Source organism: Dactylosporangium sp. NPDC050588, from assembly GCF_040654975.1.
Taxonomy (GTDB): domain Bacteria; phylum Actinomycetota; class Actinomycetes; order Mycobacteriales; family Micromonosporaceae; genus Dactylosporangium; species Dactylosporangium maewongense.
Genome location: NZ_JBFAJA010000089.1, coordinates 38,856 through 58,980 on the forward strand (window position 1 = coordinate 38,856; position 20,125 = coordinate 58,980).

Below are 20,125 nucleotides of genomic sequence, written 5' to 3' on the forward strand. Positions count from 1 at the left end.
CCCCGCAACTCGATGCGACAGGAGATGGATGCGACTGTACGGCCGGGATTCCCGGGCCGGAGGCGGTGGTCCCAGGGGCGGCGGGCGTGACTGCTCAGAGAGGGTCGGGCAGGTGACACCGCCCCGAGGCGCTGACGACCGGCCGAGAAAATCTATGGTGGCGAAGCTAGACATGCTCACGGCCGTCGGTTAACGTTCTTCAGGTCAAGAGGAGAGAACACAAAGACGCTGACGAACCGCCCCACCCGTTGGGCGCAGGAGCAGAGCCGGCAGCAACACCGCAGGTTCGCTCAGCACGGCAGGACAAGAGGGTGAGCCAGAGAAGGTGTTGGTGGCATCGCCCGTAGAACGGTTCCATCCGCAGGTGAGGGTCATGAAGTTGCGTGGACCCGCAGCACCGGCGGAGCCCGGCACGCGGTAAGACACAGAGAACAGAGGAAAGGGAGGGCCGTACACCGTTGGATCGCCCGCACCGGCAGCAGTTCCGCCGGGGTGGACACCGCAGTCTCCATCGAACGAGAGGTGGTCTTCGGTCACGCTTACGCGATCCTCGCGCCCGACGCTGTCTGTGGCGTCCGGTGCGGACACGACAAACCGGCGAACGTGCCGGTAGATGGTGTTTGACCCATAAACCCTTGGGCCCCGGCGCTACTGCGCCGGGGCCCTCGACCTGGAGGCTCCATGACCCAACCCGATGACATGTTCGGTGACGAGGACTACCCGGCCTACACCATGGGCCGCGCCGCGGAAATCGTCGGTACCTCGCAGGGCTTCCTGCGCCGCCTCGACGAGCTGAAACTCATCACCCCGCACCGCTCCGGCGGCGGACACCGCCGCTACTCCCGCTATCAGCTCCGCCTCGCCGCCCGCGCGCGGGACATGGTCGATGAGGGCACCGCCGTCGAGGCCGCCTGCCGGATCATCATCCTCGAAGACCAGCTCGAGGAAGCGCTGCGCATCAACGCGGCCCGCGACACCACCTGACTGGCCAGCCCCGTCCAGGCCGGTACGGGCGTCAAACGGACGCCGTGCCGGCATTCGCGGTCGCCCAGCCGTTCAGCGTGCCGGCTGCGATACCCCCCGGCCAAGGTCGCAGCGATCGCGATGGAGATCATTGCATGGCGACGTATGGGTGCTCGGCGGCTTCTCGTGCGATGTGGATGTTCCAGTTGTACTCGGCGATGGTGTCGGGCTGGGGTTCGGGTCGGTCGAATACCGGATCAGGTTGTCGATCATGGCATCCAGACATACCGCGATACGCTCGCCACCAACGTGACGGCAGGGCCGGCAGACTGGTCAACAACTCGGCATCGCACTACAGGAGCGCAGCGGCATTCACCGAGGCGAGGTCGATGAGCGCAAGGGTAGTCCTCTTGTCATGGACACACCTGTTGCGCGCGGTCGTCGACCCCGCCGGCAAGCCGTTCGACGAACTGCTCGCATGGATGCTGCGCTTGATGGCATCAGTGACTTCACGCCGTTCAGTGCGGACCGTCTCCGTCAGGCGATCGAGGAGCGCGGTCATGCCGTGGAGGGGTGGCTGCGGGACGTTGACGACCTGATGCCGCTGTTGCGGTACGCGCTGACCCGTGACGATGCGCGCCTGCACCTGGCTGCCGAGGATCTCATGACTAACATGGAATGGGAGGCGGTACCGAATGCGGTGCCGACGCCCGGCGGGCACGAGGTGATCCGAGTAGCGCACGCAGCGGGCAAACCCGTGGCGATCGCCAGTGACGCATCGCAGACGGCGATCGACGGCTAACTGCAGCGGCACGACTTGGCCTCGCTGGTGACCGCCGTCGGCCGGTGCAACTACTCACCCGCGGCGTTCAAGCCGACCACATGATCGGCCTCACTGGCTGCGAGGCTCGTCAAGGTTGACGTCAACGCGTGCGTGTTCGTCGGCGCCACACCACTGGACGTGCGGATAGCACGGGAGCTGGGCATGCGCAGCATCGGTCTGGTCGCGGCGCGGGCGGATGCGGCAACGCTGCGAGCCGCTGGCACGGACCTAATCCTGTCGTTGTCGTGCGGGTCAGTGCACAGATCCATCGTCTGAGGTCAGGCGGGTGCCAATCCGCGGTCGGATGGCCGATTCCGGCGAGAAATACACGACCGCTGCTTCCGCCCTTGCTCGACCGCCGCGTTCCGCACACCATTTTCGGGCCGTCTGTTTCGGCTGCCGCAAGGACATTGCTGCGGGCAGCCGTCCCCGCGGACTCGAGTAGGCCAGGAACACGCCGAGCTGGCAGTTCTCGACCCGGCCGGCGGTGCCGGAATACTGGCGCTGGACACCGGCTGACTTGATGCCTTATGACGAGCCCACGGTTATGCCGCGGTCGGCGGGATTTCCGCGTGGTTGTGCGGGTTTCGCGGTCGGACGCGGCATAACCGGTGGCGGGCTCGGGTCAGAGTTGTTCGAGGAAGACGAGTAGGTCGTCGCTGGCCTGGTAGCGGGCGGGGTTTGTGTTCGGCGGTGCGGTTCGGGCGATGGCTTGTTCTTTGAGGGCCATGTCGGCGTGCAGGTAGATGCAGGTCGTGGCCGGGGTTTCGTGGCCGAGCCAGAGCGCGATGACGGTGATGTCGACGCCGGCGTGGAGCAGATTCATCGCTGCGGTATGGCGCAGGGTGTGCGGGGTGACGTTCTTGGCCTGCAGTGATGGGCAGGCGCGCGCGGCGGTGGCGGCGTGTTTGGCGACGAGGCTGGCGACGGCGTCGTGGGACAGCGGTGTGCCGCGACGGGTTGCGAACAGCGGGTCGGTGTCGGCTGGTCGGCGGGTAGTGAGCCAACCGGTCAGGATGGCGCCGGTGTGCGCGGTCAGCGGGGTGCAGCGGTCCTTTCGGCCTTTGCCTCGGCAGTAGACGTGCGCGCCGACACCGAGGTGGAGGTCGCCGGTGGATAGCGCGGTCAGTTCCGCAACGCGGAGTCCGGTCTGCGCGGTCAACACGAGCAACGCGTGATCGCGGCGGCCGTGCCAGGTCGTGGTGTCGGGCGCGGCCAGCAGCGCGTCGAGCTCGGCTCGGTGGAGGAAGTTGACGATCGTGGTGGTGGCCCGTTTGGTTTGGATGGCCAGGACTCGGCTGATCAGGTCGGCATGTTCGGGCGCGCGCAAGCTGGCGTAGCGGAACAGAGAGTGGATCGCGGCGAGGCGGGTGTTGCGGGTGGCGACGCTGTTGCCGCGCACCGTTTCCAGGTCGTGCAGGAACTCGCCGATAGCGACGGCGTCCAGATCGGTCAGCTCGAGTTGAGCGGGAAGCCTGCCGGTCCGCTGGTGGATGTGGGTGAGCAGCAGCCGCAGTGTGTCGCGGTAGGAGGCGATGGTGTGGGGGCTGGCGCCGTACTGGGTCATCAGCCGGTCGGTGAAGAATGCCTGCAGCAGCGGTGCGAGCACGGTCACGGCCCGGTCACCTCGCTCCGCTCAGGTGGCCTGTCCTGGTGGGCTGCCGCGTCGAGGCGTTGCGCGGCCAAGGCCAGCAGCCGCGGGGTGGCCTGCAGATACCAGTAGGTGACTTCCGGACTGCTGTGGCCGAGAAACGCCGACAGCACCGGAAGCCGGGCCGACACGTCGAGGCCAGCCTCATACCAGCTGATCAGGACGTTGACCGCCAGCGTATGCCGCAGGTCGTGGATGCGGGGGCGGCGGCGTCCGGGTGGGGTATGGATGTCCGCGGCGATCAGGAGCCTGGTGAAGATCTGGTGGACGCCGCGGTGCTGGACGCGATGGCCGGCGGCGGTCAGGAAGAACGCCGCCGAGACCGGGGTGGGGCAGAGCCGATCGCGGCGCGCCTCGTAGCCGGCGAGCATCGCTGTTGTGGTGGCGTGCAGCGGGACCAGGCGGGTCTGGTCGTTCTTGCCGGTCACCGCCACCATCGCCGCGTGCTGGTCAACGTCGTCGCGGTCGAGGGCCAGTGCCTCGCCTACCCGCATTCCGCTGGCGGCCAGCAGGCTGATCAGGGCCTGCATCGTGGCCGCGGGCAGCGGCGCGGCGATCGTGCCGGCCGCGTGCACCAACGCCGCGATCTCCTCAGCCGTGTAGTGGTAGGGAGTCGGACGATGCGCGCGGCCGGGTAGTAGCCCGGCTGGTGGAATCTGGCAGTCCGGGTCGAACGCGGCCAGATAGCGGGCGAAGCAGCGCACCACCGCCAACCGCCGGTGCGCAGCCGTGGCGCCGATGGTCTTGCTCGCCCACTCCACCGCCGCGGTGACGGTGACGGTCGGCTGGCCGGTGTGGTCGAGCCGGTCGGCGAACTCCAGCAGCATCCGGCCCTCGCCGCGCAGCTTGAATCCCAGGCTGCGGCGCATCGCCAGATACTGCTCCGCCCTGGTTCTCACGCTCATGCTCATCGTGGTGCTCCCTGTGGGCAGGGCCTGGCCAACTCGGCCAGCCGGGCCTGGTCCAGCCGGGCATAGATCGCGGTGGTCCGCTGCTGGGCGTGCCGCAGCAACTGCCCGATCTCCTCCATCGACGCGCCCGCCGCGAGCAGGTCACAGGCCGCCGCGTGCCGCATCCCGTGCGGCCCGAACCGGGACACCCCGGCCCGGGCGCAGGCGGCACCGACCAGCACGGTGACCGAGGAAGTCGCCAGGCCGGTGAACGGCGCCTTCACCGTGACGAACACGTTCCGCGCGGTGGTGGCTGGCCTGGCGTGCATCAGGTAGTCAGCGATCGCCGCGCCGACATCGGCCGGCAGCGGCAGCACGTCGACCCGGCCGCCCTTGCCATGGACGGTCAGTTCGCCCGCGCGCCAGTCGATATCGGCCAGCTCCAGCCGGGCGACCTCGCCGCCGCGCACCGCCAATCGGGCCAGCATCAGCAGGATCGCATAGTCCCGGCGGCCGACCGCGCTATCACGGTCACAGCCGGCCAGCACCGCTCGGACCCGAGCGCCGCCGGCCGACCGCGGCTGGACCAGGTTACGGGGGCGACCCCGCCCGGCCGGGACCGCACCGGCCAACCCCACCGGGACGTGCCCGGCCACATGCAGGAACCGCAGCAGCGACCGCAACGCGGGCAGCGTGACCATGTCCAACGCCGTACTCTGCCGCCGGATACTCCAGTCCCGCACGAAATCGATGACCTGTCCGGCCGACAGCCTCGGCAGCGCGCCCTCCACCGGCCCGGACAGCCCAGTCAAGAACGTCCGAGCGCACCGCAGGTAGTGCTTCACCGTCCCCGCGGCCAGCCCGCGCTCGTCTTCCAAGTACCGGCGGTACTCGCTCAGCAGCACATCCACCGGTGCCACTGCGACCACCACGGCAGGCGGCGGGACCGTTCCCAGCCGGCGCAGATAGCCCAGCAGCGGAGCCCACGCCCGGTCACTGGTTCCGGTCCGGACGCCAGCCGACCGGCGCTCACGCAAGAACTCCTGCACCACCTGGCTGGTCACCTCGCCCGTGACCAGATCACGACCGACCAGCCAGCCACTCAGATCCGCCAACCGGTGCACATGATCGACGATCGTGTCCGGCGAGAACCCCTGCCCCGCCAAATCCTCGCGCAGCCCGTCAGCGAACGGCGCGAGCGGCCCCCGCACCACGATCCGCCAGCGGGCCCGTCCAACATCATTCGAGTCCATGATCTTCTCCTGTCTGTCGATGGACTCCATCGACCAGACACGAGAAACCCTCAACCACGACGGACAACCACTGCGCAATGCCGCGCGACAACCACAAAATCAGCGCCCTGAACAGCATCAATCAGGCGCTACGCGGCATAACCGTGGGCTCGTCATAAGGCACATAATGCCGAACTCGGCATTAGATGCCCTTCTTGACGAAGCCGGTCTCATCCACGATCAGGACCCCGGCGGGGTCACCGGCCTGCTCGGCGGCATAGTCACGCAGGTCGTCGCGGACGGCGTCAGCGTCCCAGCAGGCCGCGTTCAGTAGGCGTCGCATCCGATCCGGCGTCCGATCGCCCGCAGCCTCCGCGAGGGTCCAGCCGTTCTTGTCCGCCAACGGCGACAGCAGCCCCAGCACATAACTGCGGGCCTGCCGACGCGGTTCCACCCGACCGAACCGAGGCGCCAGCACGCCCATCAGAGCGTCGAACCCGACATCCATCCCGGCACCGAGTCGATCGACACGAGCCGGTAGTCTACATAGGACGATCACCAGCGCCGGACCAGCCCGTGGCACCACATGAAACCGCCTCTGACCTGCAACAAGGTCAGAGGCGGAAGTGCGGCTGGAGTACTAGCTCGCTCGTCGGCTGCTGCGCCGGGTCAGCTCCCGCCGGTGCCCGGGGTTGTTGTCCCAGCCGTGTCGGTGGCGGCGTCCTGCGCTGGACCGAACACCTGGTGGATGGGCGTCCAGCCTTCGCCGAGTTCCTCGCCGAGGTCTGGCCGTCAGGGTGGCGTAGTCGGACATGGCGTTGTCGGCGTGCCGGTGTCCGTCGAGGCGCACGTCGAACCGCCCGAGAACGCTGATGTCGACAGTCACCGGCTCATGGTGGCGCACCCGGCCGTGACCGCCTGTCAACTATCGGTCCCCAGCACCGCCTCCATCTCGCCGGTCGCCGAACCTACGAGGGGACCTGCTGGCGGGATGCCTGCCGGATCGCCCACGCAGCTCGGGTGAGGTATCCGGGTGGTTATGCCGCAATCCTCAACCTAACGACCGTTGCGTCGAATTGCTCGTCGTTTTCGGGCTAGGTTCAATCGGAACGCTGTTTCCTACATCCCCGGAGTGCCACATGGACCAAGTAGAGCAGGCGAACGCCACCGCCACGATGAACGACCGACTGCACAACGGCGGTACGGCGGCGCCCGCCTCGCTCATCCGGCGCCTGGCCGACGAACTTCACCCCGGGGAGCGGCACGCCACCGATCAGGCCGCCATCCAGCAGTTGGCGGTCCTCATCGCCCGCTGCGTGCCGGCGGACGACGCGATGGCCGTGGTCGCCTCGACGACGGCCGCGCTGCTCGATGCCGAGAGCTGGATGCAGCTCAATGCGTCGCGGGCCCGCATCGTCCTCGCCGCCGACGAGGCGCGCCGCGGGTTCGAACGCGACCTGCACGACAGCGTCCAGCAGCGCCTCGTCTCGCTCGGCCTCGAACTGCGCACCCTGGAAGCGCTGATAGGTGACGACCGCCGCGGGCTCAAGCCCCGGATCGGACGGACCATCGACGGCTTGACGCGCGCCTACGAGGATCTGCAGGAGATCTCCCGTCGCCTGCACCCGACCATCCTCACGCAGCGCGGCCTCCCGTCGGCGCTCAAGGCGCTCGCTCGCCGCAGCCCCATGCCGGTCACCGTCAACGTTCGTTGCGAACGCCGGTTCTGCAGCAGCGTCGAGACGGCCGCCTACCACGTCGTGTCGGAGGCGCTCACCCTCGTGGCCGAGCATGCACAAGGCTTCGCCGTCACGGTCGACGTCAACGTCAAACCCGCCACCGCGACCACACGCGAAATGCTCGCGCTGTCGATCCACGGCGACGGCATCGGCGGCGATGACGCGGCCCTCGACTCGCGGCTCGTCGGCCTCGTCGACCGGGTCGAGGCACTCGGCGGACACGTACGGCTGGCAGGGCCGCCGCCCGGCAGAACGCCGCTGCTGGTCACGCTGCCGGCCGATAGGCGACCGCTCCTCGGGTGAACGCCGTCAACGGTCGCCGGCCATGCCGCCGGCCTGGTCCAGAACTGGCGTCGTTTCTGGCCGGTGGGCGGTGGAGCGACCATCCGGTCTGCACCCACCCGTTGCTCGCCGGGGTGGCCCGTCTCGTCAACGACAACACCTCCGATGCCGGCCGTCAGCAGCTGGCCGGCCTGGTCCCGTCGGTGATCGGGTTGGTCAGTGCCGACCTGCGCGTCGACGCGCGGATCGCGCTCCGGCTGGCGACGGCGGCGCTGCCGGTCGTGGCCGCGGAGCGGCAGTGCGCCATGGCGGTCTCCGTGCTGGCCTGTGATCACATGCTCGCCGTTCTCGACGGGCGGTCGCCGGACACGCTGGAGAAGCTCTCAGGAGGCGCTGGCGCAGGCCCCCAGGGCCACCCGGTGGGCCGGGAAGTTCACCCGTGGCGTGCCTGCGGCATCGGCGGCGGCCTTCCGCCGGCGGGTCGCGCCGCACGCCGTCCGCTCGGCGGTGGAAGGGGTCGCCGCGACCTGCACGCCGCATCGGGACCGCCTGCTGCGCGCGCTGCTCGTGGACGCGATCGAGGAGTGCGCCGCCTGGGTCGGGCGGGAGGAAGAGCGTCGCGACGCGCAGTCGTCCGGAGCCGGCCGCAGCTGAGCCGATCAGCTGCGCCGGCAGGTGGCGGCAGCGGCAGCGGTGGCTCGCGTTGCGGTGCTGCGGCCGTCCGGAGCGCCGGCGCCGACGGTCATCGCGGGTCGCGCCGCAGCGGGTGGTCGGCAGGGACCTCGACGAGCACGATCGGCACGCGGTCCGGGTCCTCGATCCACACCTCGACCAGCCCCTACGACTCCCGCCGGGGCTCCCGGAGGACCGTCGCCCCCGCGGCCCGCAGGCGCCCGTACTCGGCCCGGACGTCACGGACCTGCAGCCACAACCGCAGCGGTCCGCCGGGCTCATCGTGCGAACCGGACACTTCGAGGAGCCCTTGGCCGAGGAAGAGGACCACGCCCGGGTGCTCGGCCGGTCCGAATTCACGGTAGATCGCCAGGCCGGGGATGTCGCGGTAGCAGCTCCTGCTGCGCCCGAATCGCCGGCGCAGCAGAATGCGGCTGCTCAGTACCTCCACGGCTCGATCATCCCCGCCCTCCGGCCACTCCGCAGCGGATCTACGTGGTGCACGCGGCGACCGGTCGGTCGGCGAACGGGCAGGGATGCTCCTCGCCGGTGCGAGGCGTGTCGCTACGCCACCGGGAAGTCAAAATATGTGCTTGGATACGGCTCGTTGTCGAGCGTGTAGTGCCACCATTCCTTCGGGTAGTTGGTGAACCCGCCTTGTGCCATCAGGCCGGTGAGCAGCGCCCGGTTGTTCCTCGCCAAGCCGCTCAGGCCCGCGGTGATCGTGTGTGCGAGTGGGTCGAAGCAGTCGAAGCCGGTTCCCATGTCGATGCTGTTGTCGGGAAACCGCTGCGCCGCCGGCGCGGTGCAGGGCAGGAGCGGTTCGCCCGTCCGGTAGGAGGGTTCCGCGCGCGAGGGGGTGGCGACCAGTGTCAGGTCCATCGTGCTGCCCCGGCTGTGCGCGGTGGGCCCGCCGATGTATCCGTCGTCGAACAGCACGGACTTGTCGACCTCGGGGTAGAACTCCGCCTTCATCCGCTGGTCGGCTGTCGTTGCCCAGTGCACGAAGTCGTCGACGCCCTGCTGGGGCCGGTAGCAGTCGTACACCTTGAGGCTGTACCCCTTGCTGAGCGCGGTTGTCTGCACCCGGTGCAGCGCCTCGGCGGCCTGGCGGGTGAGCAGGCAGCGTGGCCGCTGGTAGCCGGTGATCGGCCGGCCGACGAAGTTGTGGGCGGTGGCGTAACGGATGTCGGTCAGGATGCTGGGATCGATGTCGGGCAGCGAGACGAATCCCGGCGGGAGCTGAGCCGCGGCGGCCGTGGACGGGCTCGGCGGTGCCGGCGGGGACGTGTCGCCCGCGGCGGGCGGGGACGACTCGCGGGCCGGCGCCGGGATCGTCGGGGCGGGCGGCGGTTGTGTCGGCCGGGCAGGTCCGCCGCACGCGGCGATCAGTGTGCAGGCCACAGCGGCGGCTAGGACGCGGACGCGGTGCCCGGCACGCCGGCGTGCGCCGGCCCCGGTCGCCGCCGCCCGACCGGACGCTGTGGGCCCGCCTGTCGTGAGGTACATGCGCAGATTATTGTGCTTTGTACGGTGGTCGATGCCCGCGAGCCGCGCGGTCGGCGCCCCTCCCACCTGCCGCAGGGCGGTGCTGCTACCTGGTCGCTCCGGGCCGCAGCGGCTCGGGCGCTCGCCTGTGGTTCGTCCGGAGACCACGTTCAAGGCCCTGCGCGGAGTCGGCTGGCATCGGATAGACGATCACGGCGTCGAGGTCGGGACGCGCCACCACCAGGACACGGTCTCCGTCGAGCAACCCCACGGCGTGCCGGGCCTCGGCCGGCACGCGGACATGTCCTGCTTCGTGACGGCAAGGCTACCTGCCCCGCCCGTCGTGAGGCGCACTGTGCCTGCCGAGACCGTGGCATCGACTGGCCGGCCAGGCAGCCATCCGAGCCTCCGAACCGGAAACCGATCCGCGATCCTCCCGTGTGCATCGACGGTGGTTACCGTGCAGACGCAGGTGACCGCGACTGCCTGCGCCGGTCGCAATGCCGGCACAGGCAGCCCGGCGCGGGCCTCCCGCCCGATACCTCTGGGAACCGATGTCACGATCCGAGGTCTCGACCCACGTCAGGGTGGTGTGCCGCAGCCAGTGGGTGCTGATCCGCTGGGTGGCCACCCACGGCAGGTCATCGCTGGTCCGAACCCACAATGTGTCGTAGCGGCGACGGGTAATCGGGCTCTTCACAGACCAGGGTGTAGTCGTGGCCTGAAGCCGCCGGTCTCGAGCAGGGACCTGGCGATGTAGTTGGTGATGTTGCGGAATCCGAGCGCGGAGCCGCGGAGGTGTTCGAGCCGTCCGTTGATCGCCTCGGTCGGGCCGTTGGATGTGCCGGGCCGGTCGAAGTAGGCCAGCACGTCGTCGGCACGCTTCTTCAACGTCCGGCCCAGCGTGATGACCTCGCTCAGCACGGCCGGGACGCCGGCGCTGACCGAGTCGATCAGCGCGGTCATCAACACGCGGCCACGAGCTCGGTCGGGCTCTCGGTAGGCCGCGATCATCCGCTGGTAGATCCCCCAGGTCGCCTCGACCTGCACATGGTCATCGACCGCGAACAGCGCCCGCAGACGGCTGCGCTGCTTGTCGGTGAGGAGGTCGGCGCCGGTGTGCAGGGTCCGCCGCGCCGAGTAGAGCGGGTCGCCCTTCATGCCGCGGTGACGGTGGGTGGCTTGCTGGACCCTGCGTCGGCACTGGTCGAGCGCGTCGCCGGCCAAGCGGACCACGTGGAAGGGATCCATCACCGCGACCGCGTCAGGGAGGTCTTCGGTGGTGGCGGTCTTGAAGCCGCTGAACCCGTCCATCGCGACGACCTCGACCGCGTCACGCCAGGCATCGGTGCGGGCGACGAGCCAGGTCTTGAACACTTGCTTGGAGCGGCCCTCGACCATGTCGAGGAGCCGTGCTGGGCCTGTCTTGTCGCGGATCGGGGTGAGGTCGATGATGACCGTGACGTACTTGTCACCACGGCTGGTGTGGCGCCAGACGTGCTCATCGACGCCGACGACCCGGACGCCGTCGAACCGTGCCGGGTCGTCGATCAGGACCCGCTTGCCCTCGGCGAGGACTGCGTCGTTGGCGGTGTTCCACGCGACGCCGAGACCTTCGGCGACCCGGGCGACGGTGAGGTGTCCGACCACAATCCCTTCGAGTGCCCACCGCAGCCCGCGCCGTGACAACTTCGACCGGGGCTCGGCCACCCGGGAGGTGTCCTGGCGCCAGACATGCCCGCAGCCACCGCATCGGTAGCGGCGGATCGTGACCAGCAGTGTCGTGGGCCGCCAGCCGAGCGGCTCGTGGGCAAGTTGCCTGGTGACCGTGTCCCGGGGGTCCCTTCGCAGCCGCAGCGGCGGCACCATTGGTCGGGTTCGAGGACCCGGCACGCGAGGACCGCGCGGTCGTGCTCGAGGCGTTGGCCGGTGACGACGAGGCCGAGCTCGTCGAGTCTGCAGAAGGTCGTTAGATCGGGGTGGGCGAACGCGTGCGAGCGGTCGCCGACGGTAGCGTCGGGCACGTGACGGTTCTTTCAGGATGAGCGCGTAGGAGCCTTCCCTCTGGAAACCTCGACATCCATCTGGGACCGCCGCGCCAGCTACACCCTCATCTGGCGAAGAGCTGCTCTAGCCGCGACTACTCCTCAGTCCCTGGGAGTAGGTCATCTGTCGAGGGATCCGCGATCACGGCCGATGGCGGAAGCTGATGCGCATCAGCCGGCTGTCAGCCCAGTCTTCGAGCCGAGTCGGCCGGATGGTGCCGGGGTCGTGGGGCTGATTGAGATCCGCGACGATCTCTGCCAGCACGGCCTGACGTTCAGTTGGGTCGGTGACGGGCGTGGCCCGTGCAGGCAGATCTGCGCGGATCCCGTTCTTGAGGTGGAAGGTGAAGTTGGGATTGGCGAGAAGGTTCGCATGCCAGTCGGTCGCGGCACCGCCGGCGCCGCTGCACAGGTAGGTGGTGCCCGCAGCTCGGTAGAAGAAGATCTCGATGCGGCGTGGCCGGCCGGTGCGGCGCCCCAGCGTCGTGATGTCGATGATCCGTTCGCTGGTACCTGCGGCGGGTGTGATCTCGATGGCTCGCCGGATGTGATCGGGCAGGTGCGACAAAGACGCGTCACCTGCGGAGTCGTTCCATCCGGTCGTGTCTGGACTGCTCATGCGGTCTCGGTCTGAAGGGCGGGCCCGAGGAGGAGTCCACCGTCAATGACGTACTCCGACCCCGTGATGAACGACGCGTCTGATGACGTGAGGAACAGGAGAAGCCGGGTGACGTCGGTCGGCTCTCCAAGTCGGGGGATGGCGAACGGCTCGGGTGAGTAGAAGTCGGCGATTGCCGCGGTGGCGCCGGCTGCTGGTTCTTGGATGAAGGGGGTCGCGATCACGCCGGGGTGGATGGTGTTCACGCGGATGTGGTCCCGGCCGAGCTCGAGCGCTGCCGTTCGGGTAAGGCCTCGCACGGCCCACTTGCTGGCGACGTACGGCGCGTAGTGCGCCGTGCCGCCCAGGCCCATCGTCGAGGCGATGTTGACGATGGCTCCCCCTGTTGCGCGGCGCAGAGCGGGGGCGGCGACCTTGATGCCGAGGAAGGTCCCTGTGAGGTTGATGTCGAGGATGCGCGACCACGTGGCTTGGTCCGTGTGCTCAATTGGCGCCGGCGGGTTCTGAACGCCCGCGTTGTTGACGAGCACGTTCAGGGCGCCGAAGGCGCTCTCGGCGGCTAGCACAGCAGCGGACCACGAACTCTCGTCGGTGACGTCGAGGCGGGTGAAGTGAGCGCGGCTCCCGAGCTCGTTGGCGAGAGCGGCGCCGCGTCCGGTGTCGATGTCGCCGATCACCACGTTCGCTCCCTCCGCGTGAAAGGCGCGTACGTGGCTCGATCCCTGGCCACCGGTCCCACCGGTCACGAGCACGGTCTGGTTGTCGAAGCGGTTCATCAGATGTTCCTTCGGTACGTGGGTGACTGACCGGGATCATCGACGATGAACGGCCGGCAGATGGCGAGCCGAGCGACTCACCACTGCCTTGACACTAGGCTGGCGGCAGTGGCGAGTCAAGCCACTCACCTCGTATGCTCGGTCCATGAGCAGGGTCGTACCGACGTACCACCAGCGCGTCGCCCAGGAAAAGCGCGCGCTGATCGTGGCGGCCGCGACCGCACTGTTCCTCGAGTTGGGCTACGACCGGACATCGCTGGCGCGGATCGCCGAGCGCTCGGGTGTCTCGCGGGCCACCTTGTTCAAGCAATTTCCGAGCAAGGCCGCCCTGTTCGACGCCATCGTCACCGAGTCCTGGTCAACCGCTGACGAGGAGGCTCCTCCGCCGGCAGGCAACGTCGTCGACGGGCTCAGCGCGATCGGTCGCCGTTACGCCGAGCTGTTGAGCCGGCCCCAGATGACCGACCTGTTCCGGATCGTCATCGCCGAGCTGCCGCGGTTCCCGGAGTTGGCCCATGCACAGTTCTCGCAAGGGAAGATGCCCTACTTCGAGTCCGTACGCAGCTACCTCCTGGCTGAGCACGAGGCGGGAACGGCGCGGGTCGAAGACGTGGACCTCGCAGCCACCCAGTTCCTGGGCATGATCTCCAACTACGTCTTCTGGCCAAAACTCCTGGTGCCGGGCTGGGAGGTGAGCGCCGAACGCGTCGCTCAGGTAGTCGACGAGGCCGTCCGGACCATCGCCACCCGGTACGCCGCGACTGGACCAGGGGCGTCCACCAACGACTGAGTCCCGCCGCCACCAAAGGAGCTGATGCCTAAACAATCGAGGCGTCGGCACCAAGGGCATTCGCGGGGCATCCCGGGGCGGACACCGAAGGAGGGAGGGTCGATGTGTTGACCACCTTGATCAGCCTGGCATCAGCACGGCCCGACAAGAGGTCTCAGAGGGCGGTCACGAACTGTTTAGGTTGATCTATGTGGTGACTGATTCGGAGCGGCGGTCGGGTCAACCAGGTCCTTCCAGACTGTGCCGACGCCCGGGCTGGCCGGGGCGAGGTACCGGTCGCGGCACGACGACGGTGAGGGTGGCGATGCGGCAGGCCCCGAATAGGTGCAGCAGCCGGGCGATCGCCGGTCGGCACCGGATCGTGGTCGGGGTGGCTCTGCCGGCCGCCAGGCCAAGCAATGCGCGCAGGGCGGCCGCGTCGACGAACTCAAGATCGGCGGCGTCGATGGTGAGCGGGCCACGGATCCGGGCGGCCGAGGCGAGCAGTTGTCGCAGTGCGGCGCGGTTGCCGAGGTCGGTCTCGCCCTTCAGGCAGAGGGCCGGCGGTTCGGCGCTCCACCGGCCGCGCAGCCGCGACGCCAGGCTGAACGTGTCCGTTTGCACGGTCGTGGTGTGGGCGCTGTACAGCAGCAACCGGTCGTCGGGGGTCAGGTTCCGTCCGTCGTACACGCAGCACCCGATCAGGTCACCCCCGGCGAACAGGGTGTTGGCGCGGACTTCGTAGTCGCACCAGGTGTCGAACGCGACGGTGGCGCGGCTGACCCACCGCAGATCCATGAAGACCCGCAGGACCGCGAATCCCTGGTCGTGGGCCAGCCGGAGCTCGGCGTCGAGAAGGTCCAGCACGGACTGCTGCTGGAAGCTCGCGCCGGCGACGAAGGTGCTGCGGCTGGGCAGCGTCTTCACCTGCCGAAGGACCGACCCGATGTCGTCGGCCGGCGCAGCGCTCAGGATCAGGTCGATCAGGTCGCCCCGTTCGAGGTCCGACAGCAGCAGCATCTTGTGGCCGTCGCGGAATGCCGCTTCGACGCCCCTGCGGATCAGCGCGACGAGCCGGGTCGTACCGGTGAGCGAAACGCAGATGTGGTCGCCGGTCTCGGCCTGCAGCAGTGGCAACACGAACCTCCTGGATCGGCCGCGGATCACCCGGCCGGAAACCGGTTGTACGGGGTCAGCTGCCCGGCTCGGACTGCCGGCGGTGGGTGGCTGCGGCCCCGAAGAGCATTTCGAGACCGACCGTCGACAACATCCAGCGGACCCGGCCGTCCGCGCGGCTGACGTTGAGCACGCAGCCGGCGGCGGCCAGTTCGGCGCAGACGTCGTACAGCAACCGCACGCCTTCGAAGTCGATGAAGGTCAGCCCGCTCAGGTCGAGCACGATCGAGGCTGGACGGTCCCGCGTGAGGGTCTCGATGATCGTGGTGCGGAGCGCAGCGGCGCGCCGGGCGTCCAGGTCCCCGGTGAAGACCATTTCAACGACGGAGGGCGGGGCCGGCGTCGCCGATGGCGGCCCCGCGCGGTCGGCTGCTGGCATGCTCACTCCATGCGCCACGGGTGCGGCGTCGGTCGGCCGCCGCAGATACGGATGCATCGGGAACATCGTCGCGGTCATGCCGCCGGGACGTATCGGTCACCTAACCGATTTGTGGCCGAGTCCGGCTTGCCGGTGTCGGAGGTCAGGGCGTTGCCGGACCGGCCTCAGACTGGGACTGGGACCTGACGGCGACCCACGCGGCGACCTGGGAGCGGGACGTGAAGTCCAGCTTGGTGCGGATGTGCTCGACGTGGGTGTTCGCGGTGCGCCGGCTGATCACAAGCTTGTCCGCGATCTGCTGGTTTGTCAGCCCGTCGGCGATGAGCTGGGCGACCTCGACCTCGCGACGGGTGAGCGGCGTCCAGGCCGCAGCCGAGCCGCTCGGCCGGCGCCGGGAGATCTTCTCCTCCGCGGCGTACGCCAGCCCCGCTTCGAGGTCCAGGCCGAGCCCTTCGGCGACCGCCGCGTCGAAGCGTCGCTCGCCGAGCTTCGCGCGGCCGAGTTCTTCTGCGCGGGCACGGGTGGCGAGCAGATCAGGCGAGGCCTGCCGCAGCAGCCCCATTGCCTGCCACATCCGGTGGGCGATGCCCAGCAGCCGGGCCGCCCGTTCGAGGTCTCCGTCGGTAGCGGTGGCGGTGGCCAAGATGTCCAGCGTCATGGCGATGCCGACGCTGTCGCCCAGTCGTCGCTTGGCCCGCAGCGCCTCGCGGGCGTGCCCGACCGCGGCACGGGCGTCGCCGCGACCGAGCTCGATGACGGTGTCCAGCCAGTCGGCGTACGAGCACATCCACCGGTCCCCGCGTTCCTCGCACCGGGCCCGTAGGTCCCGCGTCAGGCTGCTCGCCTCGTCGAACGAGCCCGTCAGTGCCAAGGGCAGCGCTTGCGCGCTCAGCGCGAGGAACAGTCCGGTGCCGCGATCCTCGCCGGCGAGGTGCAGACGTTCCGCCTGCTCCGCCTGGGCCAGCGCCCGCTGCAGATCGCCGGACGACACTGCGACCACGGCGGAGACGTAGCCGATCCACCCGAGTGCCGTGACGTCGTGCTGCGCCTCGGCGAACCGGCGGCACCGGGCCAGAAGGGCGCCGGCGGCGTCCAGATCGCCCTGGACGGTGATGAGCCATGCGCAGGCCCACAGTGCCCGGTTCAGGGCCGGGCCGGGCGGCGGGTCGAGCGCCAGCGCCCGGTCCAGATGATGCCGGCCTTCGCGCACGTACCCGCAGGCGAACCAGTAGTACCGCAGGGCTGCTGCCAGCTCCAGTCCGGTCCCGTGCTCCCGCGGGTCGGAGAGGCTGAAGTCCAGCGCCGCCCGCAGGTTGGGGTGCTCGAGCCGCAGTGTGGTGTACCACCTGGCCTGGTCCGGACCGCACCACTCGGCGTCGAACCGCTGCGCCATGCGCAGATAACGGTCGCGGTGGCGGCGGCGCAGCGTCCGCTCCTGCCCGGAGCCGCGGAGCAGGTCGAGCCCGTAGTCGCGGATCGTGTCCAGCAGGCGGTACCGGACGCCGGACGGCGTCCGGTCGGTGATCAGGATCGACTTGTCGACGAGCCCGGCGACCGCCGCCAGCACGTCGTGCGCGCCGAGGTGGCCATCGGCGCAGACCTCGCGCACCGCGTCCAGGTCGAAGGTGCCGGCGAATACCGACACCCGGGCCCACAACAGCCCTTCGGCGGTAGAGCACAGCCCGTAGCTGGAGTCCAGAACGGTCCGCAGGGAATCGTGTCTGCCGGCGTCGTGCGTCCCGCTACGGCTCAACAACCGCACCCGATCGACCGACCGGCTTTCGACCAGATCGGCGATCTGTTCGACCGACAGCACCCGGGCCCACGCCGCCGCGAGTTCGATGCCCAGCGGAATTGAGTCCAGCAGGCGGCACACCCGCGCCACCGCGGCCTGGTTGCCGTCGGTCACGGTGAAGGCGGGTGCCGCCGCAGCGGCCCGCTCGCCGAACAGCACCGTCCCGGGGTCGGCAGCCGCCCCGACCTCAGGAACCGGCAACGGCAGCAACTGGAATACGTGCTCGCCGGGGACCCCCAGCGGCTGCCGGCTCGTCGCCACCACCTGGAGTCCGGGCGCCGCCCGCAGCAGCGCGTCCACCAGCGCCGCACACGCGGCGGCAAGATGCTCGCAATTGTCCAGCACCAACAGCACCCGACGCGACGCCAGGTAGTCGGCGACCACCTCGACCTGCGGGCGGACCGTCTGGTTCCGGACCCCGAGGACCTGTCCGACGGCCTCCACCACCAGATCCGCGTTGCTCAGCGCGGACAGGTCGGCCACCCAGACGCCGTCGCTGTACGCTCGTTCGATCTCGGCCGCAACCCGCAACGCGACCCGGGTCTTGCCCACTCCACCGATCCCAGTGACCGTCACCAACCGCGAACCGGCCAGCAGCCGGCGCAGCTCCGCACGCTCGTCGACGCGATCGACAAAGCTCGACAGCTCCACCGGCAGATTGCCTTCGCTTCGTCGCCTGCGCACCCTCGCCACCACCGCCCAACCAACATCGATGCCGCTCCTCGACCCCATAGTCGCCGGGCGGCATGCCGTCACGCAACGGCCACACGGCGTGATCAGCGCGCGGGATGTGCCCATTCCCGCACGTTCGGAGGAGCGGCGGGTGGGGCGCCGGGACTGTACGAAAAACGGTGTAACTCCTGATCAAGGAGGCACCTGATGACCGTGATGATCGATGCCGCCGTGGATACTGCCGCGGTGGCGAAGAAGAAGACCCCGGCGGTGACGCCGGAGGGTGTGAACGCCGAGTTGGTCGGTCGGCTGGTCGAGCAGGCCCGCGCGGCCGGCATGCAGCGACCCGTGAAGGCGGTCTGCTGCAGCGAACCTACAGAACGATCTCCAAACGGACCCATCGCATAGATCAACCCAACCGTCCGTGACCGCCCTCTCAGCAGCGGACCCAAACGTGCAAGGCTGCCCTGTCGGGGGTGGAAACTCCCAACGACAGCAAGAGGGGTGACCCAAGACCCGCAAGCCAAGCCCTCGCAGCTACACCCTCATCTGTGAAGAGCCGTATTACGCTTCAGCTGTTTCGTGGTGCGCGTACAAGCGGATGCGGTTCGCCGGTCAATGCTGCGAGCGCTTCGGCGACCTCGTCGAGGTGGGCACGGATGTATGTGGATGTCGTGCCAGTGTCCGATCGGCCGTTGTGCCCGGCGAAGGCCCGGGCGACACCGTAGCCGAAACGCCGTTCGACCCACGTCAGTGTGGTGTGCCGGATCCAGTGCGTGCTTACCTGCTGTGTTGCTACCCACGGCAGGTAAATGCCAAGTCGACGCCAGACGTAGTCGTAGCGGCGGGTAGTGATTGGTTGTCCGTTGCGGTAACGCAGCAATGGGCCGTGTCGGTCGCCGTGGGTGTCGCGCTCTTGGTGGTGTCGGATGAGGTGATGCATGAGGGTAGGTGAAACCGGCTGCCAACGAACTGTCTCGCCCTTCTCGCGAAGGCGGATCAGGCACTGGGCGGAGTCGAGATCGATCGGGCGGAGCGCGAGCGCCCCGCCTCTACGGCATGCGGTCTCGGTGTGAAGGCGCAGTAGGAGTGTGTCGAGGTCGGGATCGTTGCCGGTGACGCCGGCTGCACCGACAACTTGAGCAAGCTGTTCGTCGGACAGTGCCCGTCGTGTGCTTGCGAGGCGTCGAGGTTTGGGAACGCGGCCGGACGGGTTGTCGCTTTCGGCGATGTACCCGTCTGCGACTGCATGGCTGTAGAGGCATCGCAGTGCTGCGATGGTGTGCTCTGCTGCTGTACGGCCGCCGCGGGAGTTGCTTCTCACGCGGGCGTTGCTCTTGATCCGTTCGGCGAGCTGTTTGATCTCCAAGGGCGTCGGCTCGTTCAGTCGCCGCTCGCCCCAGGCGTCTCGAATTCGCCTCCAGTAGCTGGTGTAGGCGCGCCGTGTGCCAGCGGAGACGGCATCCGACACGCGGTCGATGTATTCAGTGAAGGTCGGTGCGTCGCGAGGACGAGTGGCAGCGCCCAATGTCTCGGCGGTGATGCCGAGCTGTTGCAGCACGACGCGTGCGGTCTCGAGGTCGATGGTCGCCGGTATCTGTCTGTGGACTGCCATGTCATTTACGTCCAGGTGGCTTCCTGCTGGAGTCGCTTAACGAACTCATCGAACACCGACGGCGGGCAGATCGTCAGCTGGTCTGCCCCGATAGCAGCTGTCATGTAGAGCCTGTCGCCGCTGGTGATCTGGAGGACGTGCCGGACCGTAGCCGAGAGCCGAATGCGACCCTGGTTGGTGACGTGCTCCTGGCTGGCCGCGTCCGGGACAATCACGATGAGCGGCGCCATCAGGCAGATTGAAATGGAAAAGCCTGGAGGCCACGTGAGTGCTTGCAGAGGCGATCGATCAGCGATCCGACCGTTGACGTCGATGGTGGTTATCACTGAGTAGCTGGTGCTCGGTTGAAGTCGGCCGGGAAATTGGGCTAGCGGCAGTCCGGTTGGTCGTTTCATTGGGACGTCAGGTTCGCTGCTCCGCAGTTCATCACTTAATGCGGGATTAACCCGGGTTCCGCAGATGCATGTCGGTTCTAGGTGGTGAAAGTATGCGTTGAGCTGCGGAAACACGGCTTGGCCGAGTGACGGGGCGTGTCACTA

18 protein-coding genes and 3 pseudogenes are annotated in these 20,125 nt (G+C 68.6%); 6 read left to right on the forward strand and 15 right to left on the reverse strand.

All coding sequences use genetic code 11. From position 1 onward, the window contains the following. Positions 1-681: 681 nt before the first annotated feature. Positions 682-984, forward strand: a complete 303-nt coding sequence (locus AB0I21_RS45465) for a MerR family transcriptional regulator (protein ID WP_360570375.1) — start codon at positions 682-684, stop codon at positions 982-984. Between the two features lie 457 nt (positions 985-1,441). Then, a complete protein-coding gene (locus tag AB0I21_RS45470; RefSeq protein ID WP_360570377.1) occupies positions 1,442-1,765 on the forward strand; it encodes a hypothetical protein in 324 nt (107 codons plus the stop codon). Between the two features lie 300 nt (positions 1,766-2,065). On the opposite strand, the pseudogene AB0I21_RS45475 reads toward AB0I21_RS45470, so the two are convergent. The 5 genes and pseudogenes from AB0I21_RS45475 to AB0I21_RS45495 form a co-directional block, all read right to left on the reverse strand. Continuing rightward, a pseudogene (locus AB0I21_RS45475) lies at positions 2,066-2,308 on the reverse strand (transposase); the annotation flags it as partial. 103 nt (positions 2,309-2,411) lie between these two features. Next, a complete protein-coding gene (locus AB0I21_RS45480) occupies positions 2,412-3,401 on the reverse strand; it encodes a tyrosine-type recombinase/integrase (RefSeq protein ID WP_360570379.1) in 990 nt (329 codons plus the stop codon). Then, positions 3,398-4,306 (reverse strand): tyrosine-type recombinase/integrase, encoded by a 909-nt coding sequence (locus AB0I21_RS45485; RefSeq protein WP_360570381.1) that lies wholly within the window; start codon positions 4,304-4,306, stop codon positions 3,398-3,400. Before AB0I21_RS45485 ends, AB0I21_RS45480 begins: the two co-directional genes overlap by 4 nt. Before the next feature lie 38 nt (positions 4,307-4,344). Further along, positions 4,345-5,610 carry a site-specific integrase gene (locus tag AB0I21_RS45490; RefSeq protein ID WP_360570383.1) on the reverse strand — a complete coding sequence of 422 codons (1,266 nt, stop codon included), beginning with the start codon at positions 5,608-5,610 and terminating at the stop codon, positions 4,345-4,347. Positions 5,611-5,767: 157 nt separating this feature from the next. Continuing rightward, positions 5,768-6,043: pseudogene (locus tag AB0I21_RS45495) on the reverse strand (transposase); the annotation flags it as partial. A gap of 592 nt (positions 6,044-6,635) precedes the next feature. Here AB0I21_RS45495 and AB0I21_RS45500 point away from each other — a divergent pair. Beyond that, positions 6,636-7,601 (forward strand): histidine kinase, encoded by a 966-nt coding sequence (locus AB0I21_RS45500; protein ID WP_360570385.1) that lies wholly within the window; start codon positions 6,636-6,638, stop codon positions 7,599-7,601. A 423-nt stretch (positions 7,602-8,024) separates the two neighbouring features. Next, the gene (locus tag AB0I21_RS45505) at positions 8,025-8,234 is read left to right on the forward strand and encodes a hypothetical protein (protein WP_360570387.1); all 210 of its coding nucleotides are present in this window, start codon (positions 8,025-8,027) and stop codon (positions 8,232-8,234) included. Between the two features lie 184 nt (positions 8,235-8,418). Here AB0I21_RS45505 and AB0I21_RS45510 read toward each other — a convergent pair whose 3' ends face one another. The 5 genes and pseudogenes from AB0I21_RS45510 to AB0I21_RS45530 form a co-directional block, all read right to left on the reverse strand. Beyond that, positions 8,419-8,703: a VOC family protein gene (locus AB0I21_RS45510; RefSeq protein ID WP_360570389.1), complete on the reverse strand. Its 285-nt coding sequence runs from the start codon at positions 8,701-8,703 to the stop codon at positions 8,419-8,421. Positions 8,704-8,816: 113 nt separating this feature from the next. Continuing rightward, positions 8,817-9,656: a M15 family metallopeptidase gene (locus AB0I21_RS45515; protein ID WP_360570391.1), complete on the reverse strand. Its 840-nt coding sequence runs from the start codon at positions 9,654-9,656 to the stop codon at positions 8,817-8,819. Positions 9,657-10,436: 780 nt separating this feature from the next. Further along, positions 10,437-11,764 (reverse strand): annotated as a pseudogene (locus tag AB0I21_RS45520) (ISL3 family transposase). Between the two features lie 163 nt (positions 11,765-11,927). After that, complete coding sequence (locus tag AB0I21_RS45525) at positions 11,928-12,404, reverse strand: nitroreductase/quinone reductase family protein (protein WP_360570393.1); 477 nt, start codon at positions 12,402-12,404, stop codon at positions 11,928-11,930. Continuing rightward, a complete protein-coding gene (locus tag AB0I21_RS45530; RefSeq protein WP_360570395.1) occupies positions 12,401-13,180 on the reverse strand; it encodes a glucose 1-dehydrogenase in 780 nt (259 codons plus the stop codon). The genes AB0I21_RS45525 and AB0I21_RS45530 overlap by 4 nt, the downstream gene beginning before the upstream one ends. A gap of 145 nt (positions 13,181-13,325) precedes the next feature. On the opposite strand from AB0I21_RS45530, the gene AB0I21_RS45535 reads away from it, so the two are divergent. Then, positions 13,326-13,970, forward strand: a complete 645-nt coding sequence (locus AB0I21_RS45535) for a TetR/AcrR family transcriptional regulator (RefSeq protein ID WP_360570397.1) — start codon at positions 13,326-13,328, stop codon at positions 13,968-13,970. A 219-nt stretch (positions 13,971-14,189) separates the two neighbouring features. Here the strand turns inward: AB0I21_RS45535 and AB0I21_RS45540 are convergent, their stop codons facing one another. The 3 genes from AB0I21_RS45540 to AB0I21_RS45550 form a co-directional block, all read right to left on the reverse strand. Next, positions 14,190-15,086: an MEDS domain-containing protein gene (locus tag AB0I21_RS45540; RefSeq protein ID WP_360570399.1), complete on the reverse strand. Its 897-nt coding sequence runs from the start codon at positions 15,084-15,086 to the stop codon at positions 14,190-14,192. 55 nt (positions 15,087-15,141) lie between these two features. Next, on the reverse strand, positions 15,142-15,582 hold the full coding sequence (locus tag AB0I21_RS45545; protein ID WP_360570401.1) for an STAS domain-containing protein: 441 nt from the start codon (positions 15,580-15,582) through the stop codon (positions 15,142-15,144). 64 nt (positions 15,583-15,646) lie between these two features. After that, positions 15,647-17,983 (reverse strand): LuxR C-terminal-related transcriptional regulator, encoded by a 2,337-nt coding sequence (locus tag AB0I21_RS45550; RefSeq protein ID WP_360570403.1) that lies wholly within the window; start codon positions 17,981-17,983, stop codon positions 15,647-15,649. A gap of 195 nt (positions 17,984-18,178) precedes the next feature. Here AB0I21_RS45550 and AB0I21_RS45555 point away from each other — a divergent pair, with 195 nt between their 5' ends. Then, entirely contained in the window at positions 18,179-18,379 is a 201-nt protein-coding gene (locus AB0I21_RS45555; protein WP_360570405.1) for a hypothetical protein, read from the forward strand. Between the two features lie 163 nt (positions 18,380-18,542). Here AB0I21_RS45555 and AB0I21_RS45560 read toward each other — a convergent pair whose 3' ends face one another. Both AB0I21_RS45560 and AB0I21_RS45565 read right to left on the reverse strand, forming a co-directional pair. Then, positions 18,543-19,586 (reverse strand): site-specific integrase, encoded by a 1,044-nt coding sequence (locus AB0I21_RS45560; RefSeq protein WP_360570407.1) that lies wholly within the window; start codon positions 19,584-19,586, stop codon positions 18,543-18,545. A 5-nt stretch (positions 19,587-19,591) separates the two neighbouring features. Then, the gene (locus tag AB0I21_RS45565; protein WP_360570409.1) at positions 19,592-19,816 is read right to left on the reverse strand and encodes a hypothetical protein; all 225 of its coding nucleotides are present in this window, start codon (positions 19,814-19,816) and stop codon (positions 19,592-19,594) included. Between the last annotated feature and the right edge of the window lie 309 nt (positions 19,817-20,125).